Origin of the sequence: Enterobacter sp. RHBSTW-00593, from assembly GCF_013784105.1 — a bacterium.
Lineage (GTDB): Bacteria > Pseudomonadota > Gammaproteobacteria > Enterobacterales > Enterobacteriaceae > Enterobacter > Enterobacter ludwigii.
In genome coordinates this window covers 2660028-2679697 of the sequence record NZ_CP056393.1, presented here as the reverse complement: position 1 = coordinate 2679697, position 19670 = coordinate 2660028, and the positions used below count along the sequence as shown (strand labels likewise).

Here is a 19670-nt window from a genome sequence, read left to right as displayed (position 1 = left end):
TGATATGCAACGCTTGTTTGATCTGATTCCTGACAACGTCACGCGAATTGATTTGTTGGCCCCGCCATTTTCCGGACATTTGCATCCCGTGCTGGCAATGGGGAGGGCGCTTTCAGCGCATTATCAGGTCCGGATTATCAGTACTCGCGGTGCCAGCGCGCGGATTGCGGCGTCCGGACTGCAAGGACTCATTCTTGACGGCGATTTCGATACACCGTTAGTGTCGATCGCCAATCCAAAATATGCCGTAAAGACGCATCCTGTGAGGCTTTATCGTCAGTTTCGTTCAGTCGTGGGCCTGCTTAAGGGTTTTGCTGACGAACTTGAGAGGGCGTGGCATCGGGAAGGCGTGCCGGATTTGGCCATTGCCGACTTTACACTTCCCGTCGTGGGGCCTGTCTGTACCCGGATGAAGGTTCTCTGGTGGAGTAGCTTGCCGTCGCCCTGCGTTCTTGAAGCGCCGGACGGCCCACCCGCTTATTGTGGTGGGCTGATGCCGGCCATCACCGCGTGGGAACGGATAAACCACCTGATCCACAGGAAAAAAGTCAGGTTGTTCAAGAGTCTTGTTTTTTGGTTTTTTCGCGGTGTGATTCGTCAGACGGGCATAACCCGGCTTTATCGGCCTGACGGCAGTGAAACGGCATATTCACCCTTGCGCATTCTCGCTCTGGGCGAAAAAGAGATGGAATTTGAGCGGACCTGGCCTGAATCGGTAGCCTTTATTGGACCTGCGCTGTACACACCGCCTGCAGATGGAGAGAAACCGACCTTCATTGAAGGAAAGCGGCATGTCCTGATTACGCTGGGTACACATCTGGACTGGCATAAAGATGACGTAGCGAAAGCGGCAACAGCTCTGGCGAAAACGATGCCAGACTGGGTGTTCCATTTCACGGATGGCAGCCTGGAAAGTGCGGAATGTGAGCGGGCAGGGAATTTCTTACGTATGCATTGGGTTGATTATGATGCCTGGTTATCTCGTTACGATGTCGTGATACACCACGGCGGGGCGGGGATTATGTGGCACTGTATTAAAAAAGGGATCCCGGCCCTGGTGTACCCGGTTGACTACGATCAGTTCGATCATGCCGCTCGGGTCGAGTTTTTCAGAAAAGGTATCTGGCTGCGCGGCGGACTCAGGCAACTTGAACAGGCTCGCGAACAACTCCTCACGTTAATCCGCAAGGATTAGCCTGTTCGCCTCAGACGCTAATGTGCTGATTTGATCCCAACCCCGCACTCGCGGGGTTTTTTCTCGCCCCAGCCCAGGTTATTACCTGCCGCCGCAAACAGTATCAATGCACCACCTGCCAGTTGCGTGATATTCAGCGAGTGTCCGAACACTACGTTATCGACAATTATGGCCACCACGGGATAGATAAAAGACAGAGAACCGGTAACGGGCGTCGGGAGCTTCTGGATCGCGCTATACAGCAACTGATACATGATCCCGGTGTGGACGACACCTAACGTCAGTAAAATCGGCCATGGGAAATCAGCTGATAATGCCGGCTGGTGGGCGAAGGGCAACAGCATGACCACGCCGGTCAGTACCTGAATAAAGGCGATATGCTGGGGCGCAACTGATTTCAGTCTGCGGGCGATTATGGCTGTCAGTGCGTAGAAGAAAGCGGCTCCCATCGCCAGACCGATTCCTGCGAGCCAGCCTTCGCCCTGTGCGCCATTCAGCTCACTGGAGAGCAGGATGACCACGCCGCCAAAGGCGAGAACGAGCCAACCCCATTTCACCAGGCTCACGCGTTCTCCTAAAAACATCCCCATCAACACCAGCATAAACGGCTGAGTGTTATAGACCACGGTAGAAAGGCCGATTGAAATACGTTCATAAGCCGCGAACAGCAGCAACCAGTTCACCACTAACGCAACACCGCCCAGAATTGCCAGCAGTAGCGTGACACGGGTGAGCGGACTAAATGGTTTTCGACTTATTCGGATGAAAATAAAAAGGGCCATCGCCCCGATCAGGCATCGCCAGAAAACCACTTCCGTCACCGGCAGGCCGGAAAGCAGAACAAACGCGCCAATCGAGCCGGAAATTAACATCGCCAGGCTCATCTGCCAGACGCCTTTTTGTACATCACCCATTATTCACCTCCTGATTAATGACGATATTGTCGAATACCGCTGTCGGGAATAACATGGCTGATATAAGGTGAAATACAGTGATGGCTTTTTTAAATTAGGTAAAAACGATGGAAAACCTTCTCGATGATATCGATCGTCAAATCCTGGCCTGTCTGGTTGAGGATGCGCGCATGTCGCTAAAGGTACTCAGCGGACGTATTGGACTGACATCTCCCAGTACAGCAGAGCGTCTGAAAAGACTGGAAGAGCGTGGGGTGATTGAAGGGTATGGTGCGCGCGTCAATCTGACGGCGTTGGGGTATACGTTGCAGGCGCTGGTGCGGGTTCGTCCTTTACCGGGGTTGCTGCAAAAGGTAGATAAGTACATTCAGGCCATGCCGGAATGTATTGAGAGCGATAAAGTCACCGGTGAAGACTGCTTTGTTATCAGGTTGGTCGTGCGGTCGATTGAGCAACTGGATGCGTTGCTTGATGGTCTGGCGGAACATGCTCAGTGTAATACGTCGATCGTGAAAAGTTCACCGGTGAAGCGCCGGTTGCCACCAATGTGATCGTCTGTTGCTATGCATGACACATCGTTTGAAATACATCACTGGATTGGCTTTGAGATGATGGTGGTGGGGGAAGGATTCGAACCTTCGAAGTCGATGACGGCAGATTTACAGTCTGCTCCCTTTGGCCGCTCGGGAACCCCACCAGGGGTAATTCAAATTTTGAGGTAATGCTGAGAGATGGTGGTGGGGGAAGGATTCGAACCTTCGAAGTCGATGACGGCAGATTTACAGTCTGCTCCCTTTGGCCGCTCGGGAACCCCACCACGGGGTAATGCTATTTACTGGCCTGCTTCCTGCTGGAAGCGGGGCGCATCATATCAAATGAGACGCCCCTGTAAAGCGTTACCACAATAAAAATAAACTGGTTGCCTGAATTTTACGCGTTAAGCTGTAAAGCTAACCAGTTCATTTTCTTGTCGATTAAAGAATAATCGTTCTGTTACCGTAAACGAACACACGTTGCGCCAGCACCTGATAGAGCGCACGACTGAGTACGTTCTTCTCTACGTCACGCCCGGCGCGCATCATATCTTCTGCGGTATAGGTGTGATCCACGTGAATCACGTCCTGCATAATGATTGGGCCTTCGTCCAGATTGTCATTCACGTAGTGCGCGGTGGCACCGATGATTTTCACACCGCGTTCGTACGCCTGGTGATAAGGACGTGCACCGATAAAGGCTGGCAGGAATGAGTGATGGATGTTGATGATCTTGTTCGGGAAACGCGCCACGAAGGATGGGGTCAGCACACGCATGTATTTCGCCAGTACCACGTAATCCGGGTTATGCGCTTCGATAGCATTGGCCATCAGGTTGTCATGTTCTTCACGGGTATGGCCTTCATGGCTGACCAGCTCAAACGGAATATCAAAACGTTCAACCAGCGTGCGCAGCGTCTCGTGGTTACCGATAACGGCAGCGATTTCAACATCGAGGCCACCGTAGTTTGCTTTCATCAACAGATCGCCAAGACAGTGGGCTTCTTTCGTCACAAGAATAACAACGCGACGACGGCCAGCGGGTGTCAATTCACGCACGGAGCCTTCAGGCAGCGCGCTGTCGAGATCGGCAAGCAGGGTGGTGTCGTTGAAAATCCCTTCGAGTTCGGTACGCATAAAGAAGCGTCCGGTACGGTGGTCAACGAACTCGTTGTTCTGCACGATATTCAGTTCATGCTTATAACAAATGTTGGTAATTCGTGCGATCAGCCCTTTTTGATCGGGACAGATGGTGCGCAGAACTTTACGTTGTAGTGATTGCATCGCCGGGAAATCCTGTTTGAGTATTTGCGAAGTCTGGGTTGTCAGGCATTACTGCCCGCAACACTTTTTAAATTTTTTACCTGAACCACAAGGGCAGGGATCGTTACGACCAAACTGTGGGCGCGTTCCGTCAATATAATACCATTGCCCGCTTTCCTTTAAGAACCGGGAACGTTCGATAATGGCACCGGGCTTATTGCGTTCGATAAAGCGGGCAACGAAGCTGACATAACCTTCATCAGCATCACTTCCCGTTGACGATTCATAGACGGTAAGACCGAGCCATTGGGTATTAGCAAACCCGGCTTCAATATCCTGTCTGAAATCGGCAGCGTGGCAGGATGGGTGCCAGGTTTTAATCAGGTAGTCTGCGTCTTTGATCACAAAAGCAGTATACCGTGAACGCATGAGGTGTGACGGGTCTGGTGCAACCTGATCGCCAGACAGATATCGCTGGCAACATAGGCTATACTCCAGAGCGCTACCACAAGGGCAGAGTTGAGACACGATTCTCTTCCTGGAACAAAAAATAAGGGCGTTAAACGCTTCGGGTAGCACCATGTTAACTGAGCAGTTGCGTTGATGCTATGTCAGGAATCCAGGGGACGTAAAACAGGGCTAATGAGAAAGGTTAAAATTGGACTGGCGCTGGGCTCAGGTGCAGCCCGGGGATGGTCGCACATCGGCGTGATAAATGCCTTAAAGCAGATGGGCATTGACGTTGATATTGTTGCAGGGTGTTCAATCGGATCGCTTGTGGGGTCCGCATACGCGTGCGGAAAGCTTCCGGAACTTGAAACCTGGGTACGCTCCTTCAGTTACTGGGACGTATTGCGCCTGATGGATCTCTCGTGGCAGCGCGGTGGGTTGCTGCGGGGTGAACGGGTCTTTAACCAGTTCCGTCAGATTATGCCTCTCGATGACTTCAGTCATTGTCAGTTACCCTTCGGTGCCGTTGCGACGAACCTCAGTACCGGCCGCGAACTCTGGCTTACCGAAGGGGATATCCATCTTGCCGTTCGCGCGTCCTGCAGCATGCCGGGCTTAATGGCCCCTGTTCCGCACAACGGTTACTGGCTTGTCGACGGAGGCGTTGTTAACCCGGTCCCCATTTCCCTGACCCGCGCTATGGGTGCCGATATCGTTATTGCCGTGGATTTACAGCACGACGCTCATCTGATGCAACAAGACCTGATGCCAGTCAATCTTCAGAGTGAAGATGCCGAGGGCGAAAAACTGGCCTGGCATGAGCGTCTGCGCGGACGTCTCGGGCGCATGGCCGCCCGGCGTGCGGTAACTGCACCCACGGCGATTGAAATTATGACGACCTCAATCCAGGTCCTGGAGAACCGCCTCAAGCGCAACCGCATGGCTGGCGACCCGCCGGATATTCTGCTTCAGCCGTATTGTCCGCAAATTTCTACCCTTGATTTCCATCGGGCTGAGGCCGCCATCGCAGCGGGCTCGTTAGCCGTCGAAAAGAAAATAGATGAGTTGCTGCCTTTTGTGCGAACAGCACGTTAAGCACCTTTTTTTGACTACTTCAGCAAAATCTGACAGGCGACAGTGCCGATAGCATGCCACTATGTAGTTACTGTCAGCCAGGGGAGGAACCATGACGAAGCCATTGGCCGGAAAACACATTTTGATTGTTGAAGACGAGCCCGTTTTCCGATCGCTACTGGATTCGTGGTTATCATCACTGGGGGCAAACACTTCACTGGCTGACGATGGCATCGACGCGCTGGAAAAAATGGTCAATATCACGCCTGATCTGATGATTTGTGACCTTGAAATGCCACGGATGAATGGACTGAAGCTGGTCGAACATCTGCGCAATGAAGCCAACCAGATGCCGATACTGGTGATTTCCGCCACAGAGAACATGGCGGATATAGCCAAAGCCTTGCGTCTGGGGGTTCAGGATATTCTGCTTAAACCGGTTAAAGATCTTAACCGGCTTCGTGAAACCGTCTTAGCCTGTCTTTATCCCAATATGTTTAATTCCCGGGTTGAGGAAGAGGAACGCCTTTTCCAGGACTGGGACGCCTTAGTGAGTAATCCCCCTGCGGCGGCGAAACTGTTGCAAGAACTTCAACCGCCGGTACAACAAAATATTTCTCACTGTCGTGTGAATTATCGCCAGCTGGTGGCCGCTGACCAGCCAGGGCTGGTGCTCGATATTGCGCCATTATCGGATTCAGACCTTGCATTTTATTGTCTTGATGTCACCCGGGCAGGGGATAATGGTGTATTAGCCGCGTTATTACTTCGTGCGCTATTTAACGGGTTGCTGCAGGAACAACTCTCCCATCAGGGACAGCGGCTTCCCGAGTTAGGCAGTTTACTCAAACAGGTAAACCAGCTTTTCCGTCAGGCCAATTTACCCGGACAGTTTCCGCTGTTGGTAGGTTATTACCACAGCGGTTTGAAAAATCTTATCCTCGTTTCTGCGGGGCTTAATGCCTCGCTGAATACCGGGGAACATCATATTCAGGTCAGTAACGGTGTACCGCTTGGAACATTGGGTACGGCTTATCTTAATCAAATTAGCCATCGTTGTTCCTCCTGGCAGTGCCAAATTTGGGGTGCCGGGGGACGGCTACGCTTAATGTTGTCCACGGAATAAGCAGTTGGATCTTAATTTTAAGATTGCTTTACCTGTGATTTATGGGGAGTGCTACTATCGCTGCCCGGAATCATGCGTATTTGTCCTAATTGATCGGCAACGCGTTCTTTTCAGACCCGGACTGCGGGATGAGGCTGATATACTTAACGCGTTATTTATTGCATAAAAGTTCAAAACTTGAACAGCTCAGGAGAATTTGAATGGCTGCCCTAAATTCGAAAGTCAGAAAGGCCGTCATCCCGGTAGCGGGATTGGGGACCAGGATGTTACCAGCAACTAAGGCGATTCCTAAAGAGATGCTGCCTCTGGTTGATAAGCCATTAATTCAGTATGTCGTTAACGAATGTATCGCGGCCGGCATTACTGAAATTGTGCTGGTTACACATTCATCAAAAAACTCTATCGAAAACCATTTCGATACAAGTTTTGAACTCGAAGCCATGCTGGAAAAACGTGTTAAGCGCCAGCTGCTGGAAGAAGTTCAGTCTATTTGCCCGCCACACGTCACCATTATGCAGGTGCGTCAGGGTCTGGCTAAAGGTCTTGGCCACGCAGTCATGTGTGCGCATCCCGTAGTAGGCGATGAGCCTGTTGCGGTGATCCTGCCTGACGTTATTCTGGACGAATATGAATCAGATCTTTCTCAGGACAATCTGGCTGAGATGATCAAACGCTTCGATGAAACAGGCAGCAGCCAGATCATGGTTGAACCTGTGGATGACGTTACCGCATACGGTGTTGTTGACTGCAAAGGCGTTAACCTTGAACCGGGTGAGAGCGTGCCGATGATTGGCGTGGTTGAGAAGCCTAAGGCCGACGTAGCGCCTTCTAATCTGGCGGTTGTAGGTCGTTATGTCCTGAGTGCTGAAATCTGGCCTCTGCTGGCGAAAACGCCTCCAGGAGCGGGTGATGAAATCCAGCTTACCGATGCCATTGATATGCTGATCGAGAAAGAGACCGTTGAAGCTTACCATATGAAAGGTAAGAGCCATGACTGCGGTAATAAGCTCGGTTATATGCAGGCGTTTGTAGAATATGGCATTCGCCACAATACGCTCGGTGAAGAATTTAAAGCCTGGCTCAAAGAGAGCGCGGGTATTAAGAAATAACTCAGGCTTCATTTGATCTGAACCGGTGAGGCTCTGCCCGCCGGTTTTTTTATGCCCATAACACGCCGTCATCACGTCCGATTGTAAGGCAAACTAAATAGCCAAATAACGCTTTATGACAGAGTGTAAGGGGATGTTTGCGGTAAATTGCGGGTAAAAAAAATCCCGCATTACGCGGGATTTTTCTGGAAGCGAGATGATTAATCCTTGATCAGGAAGTCATCCAGCTGTTTACCTTGCTCGTCCATTGCTTTCTTGATAACAGCAGGAGTACGACCCTGGCCGGTCCAGGTTTTAGTTTCGCCGTTCTCGTCAACATAGCTATATTTAGCAGGACGAGCAGCGCGTTTTGCTTTGGTACCGGTTTTAGCTGCAGCCATGCTGTTCAGCAATTCATTTGGATCGATACCATCAGCAATCAGCATTTCACGATATTGCTGCAGTTTACGAGTACGCTCTTCGATTTCAGCAGCAGCAGCGCTTTCTTCTTCGCGACGTTCATTAACTACAACTTCTAATTTTTCCAGCATTTCTTCAAGCGTTTCGAGGGTACATTCTCTTGCCTGCGCTCGAAGAGTACGGATGTTGTTCAGAATTTTAAGTGCTTCGCTCATTGTAGTAATCTCAAACTTATAATGGGGGGTGGTTTGTTGTCCTAATAATAGAGCGATAAATTCAGTTGTGCAATAGCTGGGAATGTAAGGAATTCAAAAAATAGTGAATATTGCCGCTATTATTAATTACGCTAACTTAAATTTCATAACCCGCCAGTCTCGCTTGTTATCACGTAAAGTGGCTTAACGCAGTCGATTGCATCTTTTTTTTGTGACATTTGCCTCAGGAATTATAGTTGCGGCGGATAAATATCAGCCTTTTGTATTAGTTTACACCGGGTATGTTAAGGCAGAAATAGTTAATAAATAGTGAATTTTAATGAACGATGATTCCACTATAAAATGAAGTGTTATGTTTGGCTGACCCTATAACATATTGGCTGGGGTGGATGCGTTTACTTCATGTTTTAACGCATTATTTTTGCAAAATGCCGGCGGTAAACCTCGCGCTGAACCGCATAGTCTGTGCGTCGTATCGCTGATAACCAGACAAAATATGGTACAATGAATCATCGGTAATATTACACATTGATTAGGGTTTTACGGCCAATGGCACAACTTTATTTCTACTATTCGGCAATGAATGCCGGGAAATCGACAGCGCTACTGCAATCCTCATACAATTACCAGGAACGTGGGATGCGTACCGTTGTTTATACGGCTGAAATTGACGACCGCTTTGGTGCAGGGAAGGTGAGTTCCAGAATAGGCCTCTCATCGCCTGCAAGGCTGTTTAACCCGCAAACTGACCTGCTGGAGGATATCCGGGCAGCGCATGCTTCACAGCCCATCCATTGTGTTCTGGTTGATGAAAGCCAGTTTCTGACGCGTGAGCAAGTTCATGCGCTTTCAGAGGTTGTCGATGAGCTTGATATTCCCGTTCTGTGCTATGGGTTGCGCACTGACTTTCGTGGTGAGCTATTTGCCGGCAGCCAGTATTTACTTGCGTGGTCGGATAAACTCGTTGAACTTAAAACCATCTGTTTTTGCGGCCGTAAAGCCAGCATGGTGCTTCGCCTCGACCAGGCCGGAAAACCCTATGCTGATGGCGAGCAGGTAGTGATAGGTGGCAATGAACGCTACGTATCAGTGTGCCGTAAGCATTATAAGGAAGCGTTGATTGTCGGCTCACTGACGGCGCTTCAGCCTGACAACCGCAAATAATCCTTCACAGTAAAATGCAGACATAAAAAAACCCGCCAGAGGCGGGTTTTTTATCAGGCTGTCAGTTACGCGTTTTTCTTCGCTTTCTTGTCAGCTTTAATGACAGGTGCGTCTACTTTCACAGCAACAGTGTCATTTTCTTTGAACTCGCGGCCGTAGAAGGTATCCAGCAGGATCTGTTTCAGCTCAGAGATCAGCGGGTAGCGCGGGTTGGCGCCGGTACACTGGTCATCGAATGCATCTTCAGACAGCTTATCAACATGCGCGAGGAAGTCAGCTTCCTGAACGCCCGCTTCACGGATAGATTTAGGAATACCCAGCTCAGCTTTAAGGCTTTCCAGCCATGCCAGCAGTTTCTCAATCTTCGCCGCAGTACGGTCGCCCGGTGCGCTCAGACCCAGGTGGTCTGCGATTTCAGCGTAACGACGACGTGCCTGTGGACGGTCGTACTGGCTGAAAGCAGTCTGCTTGGTTGGGTTGTCGTTCGCGTTATAACGGATAACGTTGCTGATCAACAGGGCGTTCGCCAGACCGTGAGGAATGTGGAACTGTGAACCCAGTTTGTGTGCCATTGAGTGGCAAACACCCAGGAAGGCGTTAGCAAACGCGATACCGGCGATGGTTGCTGCACTGTGAACACGTTCACGGGCAACCGGGTTTTTAGACCCTTCATTATAAGACGCTGGCAGGTTTTCTTTCAGCAGTTTCAGAGCCTGCAGAGCCTGACCGTCAGAGAACTCAGAAGCCAGGACGGAAACGTAAGCTTCCAGGGCGTGAGTCACTGCATCCAGACCACCGAACGCACAGAGTGATTTCGGCATTTCCATGACCAGGTTGGCATCAACGATAGCCATGTCTGGCGTCAGCGCGTAGTCAGCCAGTGGGTATTTCTGACCGGTTGCATCGTCGGTTACAACGGCAAACGGCGTGACTTCTGAACCTGTACCGGAAGTGGTAGTAACGGCGATCATTTTCGCTTTTACGCCCATTTTCGGGAACTTGTAGATACGTTTACGGATGTCCATAAAGCGCAGCGCCAGTTCTTCGAAGTGTGTTTCTGGGTGCTCGTACATAACCCACATGATTTTCGCGGCGTCCATTGGGGAACCACCACCCAGTGCGATGATCACATCGGGTTTGAAGGAGTTCGCCAGTTCAGCACCTTTACGTACTACGGTCAGGGTTGGGTCAGCTTCAACTTCAAAGAACACTTCAGTTTCAACGCCAGCCGCTTTCAGAACAGAAGTGATCTGGTCTGCGTAGCCGTTGTTGAACAGGAAACGGTCAGTCACGATGAGCGCACGTTTGTGGCCATCAGTAATCACTTCATCCAGCGCGATTGGCAGAGAGCCACGGCGGAAGTAGATAGATTTCGGAAGTTTGTGCCACAACATGTTTTCAGCTCGCTTAGCAACGGTTTTCTTGTTGATCAGGTGTTTTGGACCAACGTTTTCAGAGATGGAGTTACCACCCCAGGAACCACAACCCAGAGTCAGGGAAGGTGCGAGTTTGAAGTTGTACAGGTCACCGATACCACCCTGAGAAGCCGGGGTGTTAATCAGGATGCGCGCAGTTTTCATCATCTGACCGAAGTGAGCAACGCGCTCTGGCTGGTTATCCTGGTCGGTGTACAGGCAAGAGGTATGACCGATACCCCCCATTGCAACCAGTTTCTCCGCTTTTACTACCGCGTCTTCGAAATCTTTCGCACGGTACATAGCAAGCGTAGGCGAGAGTTTTTCGTGAGCGAACGGTTCGCTTTCGTCGACAACTTTAACTTCGCCGATCAGAATCTTGGTGGTTGCCGGAACGGTAAAGCCGGCGAGTTCAGCGATTTTATAGGCTGGCTGACCAACGATGGCGGCGTTCAGCGCGCCGTTTTTCAGAATGATATCCTGAACGGCTTTCAGCTCTTTGCCCTGCAGCATGTAGCCGCCGTGGCTGGCGAAACGTTCGCGAACAGCATCATAGACGGAATCTACAACAACAACGGACTGTTCAGACGCACAGATAACACCGTTGTCGAAGGTTTTAGACATCAGTACAGATGCAACAGCACGTTTAATATCGGCCGTTTCGTCGATAACAACAGGCGTGTTACCCGCACCAACACCGATAGCCGGTTTACCGGAGCTGTATGCTGCTTTAACCATGCCAGGACCACCGGTTGCCAGGATCAGGTTAATGTCCGGGTGGTGCATCAGGGCGTTAGACAGTTCAACAGACGGTTGGTCGATCCAGCCGATCAGATCTTTTGGCGCACCCGCAGCGATAGCAGCCTGCAGCACGATGTCCGCTGCTTTGTTGGTGGCATCTTTAGCACGTGGGTGAGGGGAGAAGATGATTGCGTTACGGGTCTTCAGACTGATCAGCGATTTGAAGATGGCAGTAGACGTTGGGTTAGTCGTTGGAACGATACCGCAAATAATACCGATAGGTTCAGCAATGGTGATGGTACCGAAGGTATGATCTTCAGCCAGGACGCCGCAAGTCTTCTCATCTTTATAGGCGTTATAGATATACTCTGAAGCAAAGTGGTTTTTGATCACTTTATCTTCAACGATACCCATGCCGGATTCAGCAACGGCCATTTTAGCGAGAGGGATTCGAGCATCTGCAGCAGCCAGAGCGGCCGCGCGGAAGATTTTATCAACCTGTTCTTGGGTGAAATTGGCGTATTCACGCTGGGCTTTTTTCACGCGCTCGACGAGTGCGTTCAGTTCAGCGATATTAGTAACAGCCATAATGCTCTCCTGATAATGTTTAAACTCTTTTAGTAAACCAGCGCTCGATACGTCTGACAGTATAGACAGAGCCACTACGACTTGCGTTAGATAAAGTAAAACAAAGAGTTACTTTATGCTCTGGCGCGCTAACTTACTAAAAGAGCCTTACCTTAACATCATCCCTTTGTGACAGGTGACCTTCCTGGGGGGCGTAATCAAGATTACTCACTTCTGAGTACGAAAATCATGATCTGCGTCAATTTTTCCCCAAGCTGATACCTTTCAGCAGGGTTATTTATTGTAGATATTTCCAGTGTTAAATAATTAAGTAACTATTGGAATCGACGCTATCACGGATTCTACATCTGTTTAACATCCTGAAAGGATAACGTTTAGGCACAGATTTCTGGTGAAGTATGCTCATAAAAAGCGTATCTTCAGCGCGATTTTTCATGACAAAGTGTCAGTCCCGGGCATGTGCATAGGCGGAGCAAAACGTGATCCAAACGCTCTTTGATTTTCCAACGTATTTTAAATTTTTTATTGGTCTGTTTGCCCTGGTCAACCCGGTAGGGATCATCCCTGTCTTCATTAGTATGACCAGTTACCAGACGGCGGCGGCCAGGAACAAAACCAACCTCACCGCTAACCTGTCAGTGGCCATTATCTTGCTCACCTCGCTTTTCCTGGGTGATGCCATTCTCCAGCTGTTCGGCATTTCAATTGATTCTTTCCGCATCGCGGGTGGCATCCTGGTGGTGACCATTGCCATGTCGATGATCAGCGGTAAGCTGGGTGAGGATAAGCAGAACAAACAGGAGAAATCAGAAACCGCCATTCGCGAAAGTATCGGCGTGGTCCCGCTTGCGTTGCCTTTAATGGCAGGGCCTGGTGCGATCAGTTCCACCATTGTCTGGGGGACACGTTACCATAGCCTGATGCACCTGATTGGCTTTTCTGTCGCCATCGCTATCTTCGCACTGTGTTGTTGGGGTGTTTTCCGCATGGCACCCTGGCTGGTGCGCTGGCTGGGGCAAACGGGCATCAACGTTATTACGCGTATCATGGGGTTGTTGTTGATGGCGTTAGGCATCGAATTTATTGTCACCGGTATTAAAAGCATTTTCCCCGGCTTACTGCATTAATATTTCAAATGAAAGAACGGGGCCTGAGGCTCCGTTTTTTTACGTGATTATCAGCAAATCATATAACTAAAGTTGAAATGCTCACATATCATAATAAATTCTACTAATAATCCGCTTTTCTTATATTTCAATAAGTTATCAATTTTCCGCGTGCCTCTCTGCGCATAAAACCTTCAATCGATCTGTTATTTTACTCACATGATACTCTGGGGCTTGCTGAGTCATAACCGAAATGATATTAGTAATTTCAACGTTCCCCTAGAGGAATGTGCTAAATAATAATCAGTTGTTAAATTTTTGTACAAAACCACTCGATGATAGCGCAGCGACGCGCTTGTAGAGAATGTTTTCTCTATCATATTGAATACCAATGTTTTTATGCGGTATTTGATGTCAGGCAGGGCTGCCCCCCGAGATACGGCACTCACCGTAAAAGAGAATTGCTTAACAAATTTGCAAAATGTATTGGCGCGCGTTTACGCCATTTGATACTTTCCGGCCTAATATTTTGCAGCATAAAACAAGCAGATGAGAATTATTTTCATATAGTCCTCTTCTCAGATATCCAGCACAGGCCTCAGACAGGGGAGACCTGTGAAGAATCGACGCAAGACGGCCATACGAGCGGTCAGTAATAAAAAAGTCGGTGATAGCAAGAAGTAAAAAGAAGAACCTGACAGCAGCAAAAAAAACTCCTGCGCTGTACAGGCCCCAACAGGGGATTACACAGCTGGCGAAGGCCAGTAATTATAATGAGTGGAGTACCAACACAATGTCCATCATCACAAAAAAAAATCTGGTAGCGGCGGGGATTTTAACTGCGCTAATCGCGGGCAACGCTGCAATGGCTGCGGACGTTCCTGCAGGCGTTCAACTGGCTGAGAAACAGACGCTGGTTCGTAACAACGGTGCGGAAGTGCAGTCTCTTGACCCGCACAAAATTGAAGGTGTTCCGGAGTCTAACGTCAACCGCGACCTGTTCGAAGGCTTGCTGGTGACCGACGTAGACGGCCACCCGGCACCGGGTGTGGCGGAAAAATGGGAAAATAAAGATTTCAAAGTCTGGACCTTCCATCTGCGTAAAGATGCGAAATGGTCCGACGGTACGCCGGTTACCGCCGAAGATTTCGTGTATAGCTGGCAGCGTCTGGCGAATCCAACCACCGCCTCTCCGTATGCGAGCTACCTGCAATATGGCCACATCGCCAATATTGATGACATCATCGCCGGTAAAAAACCGGTCACCGACCTGGGTGTGAAAGCGATTGATGCCAATACCTTTGAAGTGACGTTGAGCGAGCCTGTTCCGTACTTCTACAAATTACTGGTTCACCCGTCCGTTTCCCCGGTACCAAAATCCGCGGTGGAGAAATTTGGTGAAAAATGGACCCAGCCTGCCAATATCGTGACCAACGGTGCTTATAAACTGAAAGACTGGGTGGTCAACGAACGTATGGTTCTGGAGCGTAACCCGCAGTACTGGGATAACGCGAAAACCGTCATTAATCAGGTAACCTACCTGCCAATCTCTTCTGAAGTTACTGACGTTAACCGTTACCGCAGCGGCGAAATCGACATGACCTATAACAACATGCCGATTGAACTGTTCCAGAAGCTGAAAAAAGAGATCCCGAAAGAAGTGCATGTTGATCCGTATCTCTGCACTTACTACTACGAAATCAACAACCAGAAAGCACCATTCACTGATGTGCGCGTGCGTACAGCGCTGAAGCTGGCACTGGATCGCGATATTATCGTGAACAAAGTGAAAAACCAGGGCGATTTGCCGGCATACAGCTATACCCCTCCTTATACCGACGGTATGAAACTGGTTGAGCCTGAGTGGTTCAAGTGGTCACAGGAAAAACGTAACGAAGAAGCGAAAAAACTGCTGGCTGAAGCCGGTTATACTGCTGACAAGCCGCTGACGTTTAACCTGCTGTACAACACGTCTGACCTGCATAAAAAACTGGCTATCGCCGTCGCGTCTATCTGGAAGAAAAACCTGGGCGTGAACGTGAAGCTGGAAAACCAGGAGTGGAAAACCTTCCTGGATACCCGCCATCAGGGGACGTTCGACGTGGCTCGTGCCGGCTGGTGTGCGGACTATAACGAACCAACATCCTTCCTGAACACCATGCTGAGTGACAGTTCGAATAACACCGCGCACTATAAGAGCCCGGCATTCGATAAGATCATTACTGATACGCTGAAAGTCACAGACGATGCGCAGCGCGCTGATCTGTACGCGAAATCAGAAGAGCAGCTCGATAAAGACTCTGCAATTGTACCGGTCTATTACTACGTTAACGCCCGCTTGGTGAAACCGTGGGTAGGGGGTTATACCGGTAAAGACCCGTTGGATAATATTTCCGTTAAGAATCTTTATATTATCAAGCATTAATGGCAATACGTGGGGCAGGCCTGGCTTGCCCCACTGTGTCTACTTTGTAACATTCATCAGGCACACGCCAGAAGGTACGGGCAATGTTGAAATTTATCCTGCGTCGCTGCTTAGAAGCGATACCAACGTTATTTATTCTAATTACGATTTCCTTCTTTATGATGCGTCTCGCGCCGGGAAGTCCATTTACCGGTGAACGTACGCTGCCACCGGAAGTGATGGCCAATATCGAAGCGAAGTATCACTTAAACGATCCTATCTCCACGCAGTACTTCAACTATCTGAAGCAACTGGCGCACGGTGATTTTGGGCCGTCATTCAAATACAAAGACTATTCCGTTAACGACCTGGTGGCGTCCAGCTTCCCTGTCTCGGCGAAACTGGGTGCTGCGGCATTCATCCTTGCCGTCGTTCTCGGCGTCACCGCGGGCGTTATTGCCGCGCTCAAACAAAATACCAAATGGGATTATACCGTAATGGGGGTGGCGATGACCGGGGTGGTTATACCCAGCTTCGTTGTCGCGCCATTACTGGTGATGATATTTGCCATTACGCTGAAATGGCTGCCCGGAGGCGGCTGGAACGGTGGGGCGCTGAAGTTCATGATTTTGCCAATGGTGGCACTTTCCCTGGCCTATATCGCCAGTATCGCGCGTATCACCCGCGGTTCCATGATTGAAGTCCTGCACTCGAACTTCATCCGCACCGCACGTGCGAAAGGGCTGCCGATGCGCCGGATCATATTCCGCCATGCACTCAAGCCTGCGCTCCTGCCCGTGCTCTCCTACCTGGGACCGGCATTCGTTGGGATCATCACCGGCTCAATGGTTATCGAAACCATCTACGGTCTGCCGGGCATTGGTCAGCTGTTCGTTAATGGCGCGCTGAACCGCGACTATTCACTGGTACTGAGCCTGACAATCCTTGTCGGCGCACTGACCATTTTGTTTAACGCTATCGTCGATGTGCTATATGCCGTTATCGACCCGAAAATCCGTTACTGATACTGGAGCACGCCATGATGTTGAGTAAGAAAAACAGCGAGGCGCTGGAAAACTTCAGTGAAAAACTGGAAGTAGAAGGTCGTAGCCTCTGGCAAGACGCCCGTCGTCGCTTTATGCATAACCGCGCCGCGGTCGCCAGCCTGGTTGTTCTGGTGCTCATCGCGCTGTTTGTCACCCTGGCGCCGATTCTGTCGCAATTTACCTATTTCGACACCGACTGGGGCATGATGTCCAGCGCACCCGATATGACGTCCGGGCACTATTTTGGTACGGATTCCTCAGGGCGCGACCTGCTGGTGCGTGTCGCTATCGGTGGCCGCATTTCGCTGATGGTCGGTATTGCTGCCGCCCTGGTGGCGGTGATCGTGGGTACGCTTTACGGCTCACTCTCAGGCTACCTTGGCGGTAAAGTGGACTCCGTCATGATGCGTATGCTGGAAATCTTAAACTCCTTCCCGTTCATGTTCTTCGTTATCCTGCTGGTGACCTTCTTTGGCCAGAATATCCTGTTGATCTTCGTGGCAATCGGGATGGTGTCCTGGCTGGATATGGCGCGAATCGTTCGTGGTCAGACGCTGAGTCTTAAGCGTAAAGAGTTTATCGAAGCGGCGCAGGTGGGCGGTGTCTCCACCGGTAATATTGTGGTTCGCCATATCGTTCCTAACGTGCTCGGCGTGGTGGTGGTATATGCCTCGCTGCTGGTACCAAGCATGATCCTGTTTGAATCTTTCCTGAGCTTCCTGGGTCTGGGTACACAAGAGCCACTAAGCAGCTGGGGCGCGCTTCTGAGTGATGGTGCAAACTCAATGGAAGTCTCACCGTGGTTGCTTCTGTACCCGGCGGGCTTCCTGGTCGTCACCCTGTTTTGTTTCAACTTTATCGGCGATGGCCTGCGTGATGCCCTCGACCCGAAAGACCGTTAAGGAGCGCCGTCATGACGATTATTGAAACGGCCACTGCGCCACAGGCGCAACAGCAGGGTAACCTTCTGCTGGACGTAAAAGACCTCCGCGTGACCTTTAAAACGCCGGATGGCGATGTGACCGCCGTGAACGATCTCAACTTCAACCTGCGTGCGGGTGAAACGCTGGGGATCGTGGGCGAGTCGGGTTCCGGTAAATCCCAAACTGCCTTTGCGTTGATGGGGCTGCTGGCGTCTAACGGTGTCATTGGCGGTTCCGCCAAATTCAACGGGCGTGAGATCCTCAACCTGCCGGAATACGAGCTGAACAAGCTGCGCGCTGAGCAGATTTCGATGATATTCCAGGACCCGATGACCTCGCTGAACCCGTATATGCGTGTCGGCGAGCAGCTGATGGAAGTACTGATGCTGCACAAAGGCCTGGGCAAAGCGGAAGCCTTTGAGGAGTCCGTCAAAATGCTCGACGCGGTGAAAATGCCGGAAGCGCGCAAGCGCATGCGCATGTTCCCGCATGAGTTCTCCGGCGGTATGCGTCAGCGTGTCATGATTGCGATGGCGCTGATGTGCCGGCCAAAACTGCTGATTGCCGATGAACCGACCACCGCGCTTGATGTGACCGTCCAGGCACAGATCATGACGTTGCTGAATGAGCTTAAGCGTGAGTTCAACACCGCGATTATCATGATCACTCACGATCTGGGCGTAGTGGCCGGTATCTGCGACAAGGTACTGGTGATGTATGCCGGTCGCACCATGGAATATGGTAAGGCGCGCGACGTGTTCTACCAGCCTGCACACCCTTACTCCATTGGTCTGCTGAATGCGGTGCCGCGCCTCGATGCAGAAGGGGAATCCTTGCTGACCATCCCTGGCAACCCGCCAAACCTGCTGCGTCTGCCGAAAGGCTGTCCGTTCCAGCCACGCTGCCCGCACGCGATGGAAATCTGCAATACCGCGCCGCCGCTGGAAGAGTTTGCACCAGGCCGACTGCGCGCCTGCTTTAAGCCGCAGGAGGATCTGGTATGAACGCATTAGATGAAAAAAGAAATGTCCTGCTCGAAATTGCTGACCTTAAGGTGCATTTCGACATTAAAGACGGAAAACAGTGGTTCTGGCAGCCGCCGAAAACCCTGAAAGCGGTCGATGGCGTAACGCTTCGTCTGTATGAAGGGGAAACTCTGGGTGTGGTGGGTGAGTCCGGTTGCGGTAAATCCACGTTTGCGCGTGCCATCATAGGCCTCGTGAAAGCCACCGACGGCAAAGTTGCCTGGCTGGGTAAAGATCTGCTGGGCATGAAGCCAGACGAGTGGCGCGATGTGCGTAGCGACATCCAGATGATTTTCCAGGATCCGCTGGCCTCATTGAACCCGCGTATGACCATCGGGGAGATCATTGCTGAGCCACTGCGGACCTATCATCCGAAGATGCCGCGTCAGGAAGTACGCGACCGTGTGAAGGCAATGATGATGAAAGTGGGCTTGTTGCCTAACCTCGTCAATCGTTACCCGCACGAATTCTCCGGTGGTCAGTGCCAGCGTATCGGTATCGCCCGCGCCTTGATCCTTGAGCCGAAGCTGATTATCTGTGACGAGCCCGTCTCGGCGCTGGACGTCTCTATTCAGGCGCAGGTGGTTAACCTGCTGCAGAAACTGCAGCGTGAAATGGGACTGTCGCTGATCTTCATTGCGCATGACCTCGCGGTGGTGAAACACATTTCTGACCGCGTACTGGTGATGTATCTGGGTCATGCGGTGGAATTAGGGACTTACGATGAGGTGTACCATAACCCACTGCACCCATATACCCGGGCACTGATGTCTGCGGTACCGATTCCCGATCCGGATCTGGAAAAAAATAAAACCATCCAGCTTCTGGAAGGTGAATTACCGTCCCCGATTAACCCGCCGTCCGGTTGTGTATTCCGTACGCGATGCCCGATGGCCGGGCCGGAATGTGCAAAAACACGTCCGGTTCTGGAGGGCAGTTTCCGACATGCGGTTTCCTGCCTGAAAGTAGACCCGTTATAA

Annotated in this window: 17 protein-coding genes and 2 tRNA genes; 12 read left to right on the top strand and 7 right to left on the bottom strand. The window is 50.8% G+C overall.

Annotation, left to right across the window (positions count from 1 at the left end; all coding sequences use genetic code 11):
* Positions 1–4 precede the first annotated feature (4 nt).
* A complete protein-coding gene (locus HV242_RS12720; protein WP_050736944.1) occupies positions 5–1195 on the top strand; it encodes a glycosyltransferase in 1191 nt (396 codons plus the stop codon).
* Positions 1196–1212: 17 nt separating this feature from the next.
* Here HV242_RS12720 and HV242_RS12715 read toward each other — a convergent pair whose 3' ends face one another.
* Positions 1213–2109, bottom strand: coding sequence for a DMT family transporter (locus tag HV242_RS12715; RefSeq protein WP_063858465.1), 897 nt, complete (start codon positions 2107–2109; stop codon positions 1213–1215).
* Positions 2110–2216: 107 nt separating this feature from the next.
* On the opposite strand from HV242_RS12715, the gene HV242_RS12710 reads away from it, so the two are divergent.
* Positions 2217–2660: an Lrp/AsnC family transcriptional regulator gene (locus HV242_RS12710; RefSeq protein ID WP_014170457.1), complete on the top strand. Its 444-nt coding sequence runs from the start codon at positions 2217–2219 to the stop codon at positions 2658–2660.
* Between the two features lie 61 nt (positions 2661–2721).
* Here the strand turns inward: HV242_RS12710 and HV242_RS12705 are convergent.
* The 4 genes from HV242_RS12705 to HV242_RS12690 all read right to left on the bottom strand — a co-directional run bounded on the left by HV242_RS12705 (position 2722) and on the right by HV242_RS12690 (position 4433).
* Positions 2722–2806: transfer RNA gene (locus HV242_RS12705), tRNA-Tyr, on the bottom strand.
* A 35-nt stretch (positions 2807–2841) separates the two neighbouring features.
* Positions 2842–2926 (bottom strand) — tRNA-Tyr (locus tag HV242_RS12700).
* A gap of 157 nt (positions 2927–3083) precedes the next feature.
* Complete coding sequence (gene purU, locus HV242_RS12695; RefSeq protein WP_014170456.1) at positions 3084–3926, bottom strand: formyltetrahydrofolate deformylase; 843 nt, start codon at positions 3924–3926, stop codon at positions 3084–3086.
* 48 nt (positions 3927–3974) lie between these two features.
* On the bottom strand, positions 3975–4433 hold the full coding sequence (locus HV242_RS12690) for a YchJ family protein (protein ID WP_025203926.1): 459 nt from the start codon (positions 4431–4433) through the stop codon (positions 3975–3977).
* A gap of 114 nt (positions 4434–4547) precedes the next feature.
* On the opposite strand from HV242_RS12690, the gene rssA reads away from it, so the two are divergent.
* From rssA to galU, 3 genes are all read left to right on the top strand, one after another.
* Complete coding sequence (rssA, locus tag HV242_RS12685) at positions 4548–5450, top strand: patatin-like phospholipase RssA (RefSeq protein WP_032669742.1); 903 nt, start codon at positions 4548–4550, stop codon at positions 5448–5450.
* A gap of 91 nt (positions 5451–5541) precedes the next feature.
* On the top strand, positions 5542–6555 hold the full coding sequence (rssB, locus tag HV242_RS12680) for a two-component system response regulator RssB (RefSeq protein ID WP_014170453.1): 1014 nt from the start codon (positions 5542–5544) through the stop codon (positions 6553–6555).
* 200 nt (positions 6556–6755) lie between these two features.
* Positions 6756–7664: a UTP--glucose-1-phosphate uridylyltransferase GalU gene (galU, locus tag HV242_RS12675; protein ID WP_014170452.1), complete on the top strand. Its 909-nt coding sequence runs from the start codon at positions 6756–6758 to the stop codon at positions 7662–7664.
* Positions 7665–7864: 200 nt separating this feature from the next.
* On the opposite strand, the gene hns is transcribed toward galU, so the two are convergent.
* On the bottom strand, positions 7865–8278 hold the full coding sequence (gene hns, locus HV242_RS12670) for a histone-like nucleoid-structuring protein H-NS (RefSeq protein WP_008502781.1): 414 nt from the start codon (positions 8276–8278) through the stop codon (positions 7865–7867).
* A gap of 549 nt (positions 8279–8827) precedes the next feature.
* On the opposite strand from hns, the gene tdk reads away from it, so the two are divergent.
* On the top strand, positions 8828–9442 hold the full coding sequence (gene tdk / locus HV242_RS12665) for a thymidine kinase (protein WP_032669745.1): 615 nt from the start codon (positions 8828–8830) through the stop codon (positions 9440–9442).
* A gap of 65 nt (positions 9443–9507) precedes the next feature.
* On the opposite strand, the gene adhE is transcribed toward tdk, so the two are convergent.
* A complete protein-coding gene (gene adhE, locus HV242_RS12660; protein WP_025203929.1) occupies positions 9508–12186 on the bottom strand; it encodes a bifunctional acetaldehyde-CoA/alcohol dehydrogenase in 2679 nt (892 codons plus the stop codon).
* 479 nt (positions 12187–12665) lie between these two features.
* Between adhE and HV242_RS12655 the strand changes: the two genes are divergently transcribed.
* From HV242_RS12655 to oppF, 6 genes are all read left to right on the top strand, one after another.
* Positions 12666–13313, top strand: coding sequence for a YchE family NAAT transporter (locus HV242_RS12655; RefSeq protein ID WP_014170449.1), 648 nt, complete (start codon positions 12666–12668; stop codon positions 13311–13313).
* Positions 13314–14085: 772 nt separating this feature from the next.
* The gene (gene oppA, locus HV242_RS12650) at positions 14086–15717 is read left to right on the top strand and encodes an oligopeptide ABC transporter substrate-binding protein OppA (RefSeq protein ID WP_020882381.1); all 1632 of its coding nucleotides are present in this window, start codon (positions 14086–14088) and stop codon (positions 15715–15717) included.
* 83 nt (positions 15718–15800) lie between these two features.
* Complete coding sequence (oppB, locus tag HV242_RS12645) at positions 15801–16721, top strand: oligopeptide ABC transporter permease OppB (protein WP_014170447.1); 921 nt, start codon at positions 15801–15803, stop codon at positions 16719–16721.
* 14 nt (positions 16722–16735) lie between these two features.
* A complete protein-coding gene (oppC, locus tag HV242_RS12640; protein WP_014170446.1) occupies positions 16736–17644 on the top strand; it encodes an oligopeptide ABC transporter permease OppC in 909 nt (302 codons plus the stop codon).
* 11 nt (positions 17645–17655) lie between these two features.
* Entirely contained in the window at positions 17656–18669 is a 1014-nt protein-coding gene (oppD, locus tag HV242_RS12635; RefSeq protein ID WP_014170445.1) for an ABC transporter ATP-binding protein, read from the top strand.
* Complete coding sequence (gene oppF, locus HV242_RS12630; protein WP_014170444.1) at positions 18666–19670, top strand: murein tripeptide/oligopeptide ABC transporter ATP-binding protein OppF; 1005 nt, start codon at positions 18666–18668, stop codon at positions 19668–19670. Before oppD ends, oppF begins: the two co-directional genes overlap by 4 nt.

What these genes read in the sequence shown, in the direction of transcription:
- HV242_RS12720 (WP_050736944.1), top strand. Translation starts at nt 5, where the DNA reads ATGCAACGCTTGTTTGATCTGATTCCTGACAACGTCACGCGAATTGAT.
- HV242_RS12715 (WP_063858465.1), bottom strand. Translation starts at nt 2,109, where the DNA reads ATGGGTGATGTACAAAAAGGCGTCTGGCAGATGAGCCTGGCGATGTTA.
- HV242_RS12710 (WP_014170457.1), top strand. Translation starts at nt 2,217, where the DNA reads ATGGAAAACCTTCTCGATGATATCGATCGTCAAATCCTGGCCTGTCTG.
- purU (WP_014170456.1), bottom strand. Translation starts at nt 3,926, where the DNA reads ATGCAATCACTACAACGTAAAGTTCTGCGCACCATCTGTCCCGATCAA.
- rssA (WP_032669742.1), top strand. Translation starts at nt 4,548, where the DNA reads ATGAGAAAGGTTAAAATTGGACTGGCGCTGGGCTCAGGTGCAGCCCGG.
- rssB (WP_014170453.1), top strand. Translation starts at nt 5,542, where the DNA reads ATGACGAAGCCATTGGCCGGAAAACACATTTTGATTGTTGAAGACGAG.
- galU (WP_014170452.1), top strand. Translation starts at nt 6,756, where the DNA reads ATGGCTGCCCTAAATTCGAAAGTCAGAAAGGCCGTCATCCCGGTAGCG.
- hns (WP_008502781.1), bottom strand. Translation starts at nt 8,278, where the DNA reads ATGAGCGAAGCACTTAAAATTCTGAACAACATCCGTACTCTTCGAGCG.
- tdk (WP_032669745.1), top strand. Translation starts at nt 8,828, where the DNA reads ATGGCACAACTTTATTTCTACTATTCGGCAATGAATGCCGGGAAATCG.
- adhE (WP_025203929.1), bottom strand. Translation starts at nt 12,186, where the DNA reads ATGGCTGTTACTAATATCGCTGAACTGAACGCACTCGTCGAGCGCGTG.
- oppA (WP_020882381.1), top strand. Translation starts at nt 14,086, where the DNA reads ATGTCCATCATCACAAAAAAAAATCTGGTAGCGGCGGGGATTTTAACT.
- oppB (WP_014170447.1), top strand. Translation starts at nt 15,801, where the DNA reads ATGTTGAAATTTATCCTGCGTCGCTGCTTAGAAGCGATACCAACGTTA.
- oppC (WP_014170446.1), top strand. Translation starts at nt 16,736, where the DNA reads ATGATGTTGAGTAAGAAAAACAGCGAGGCGCTGGAAAACTTCAGTGAA.
- oppD (WP_014170445.1), top strand. Translation starts at nt 17,656, where the DNA reads ATGACGATTATTGAAACGGCCACTGCGCCACAGGCGCAACAGCAGGGT.
- oppF (WP_014170444.1), top strand. Translation starts at nt 18,666, where the DNA reads ATGAACGCATTAGATGAAAAAAGAAATGTCCTGCTCGAAATTGCTGAC.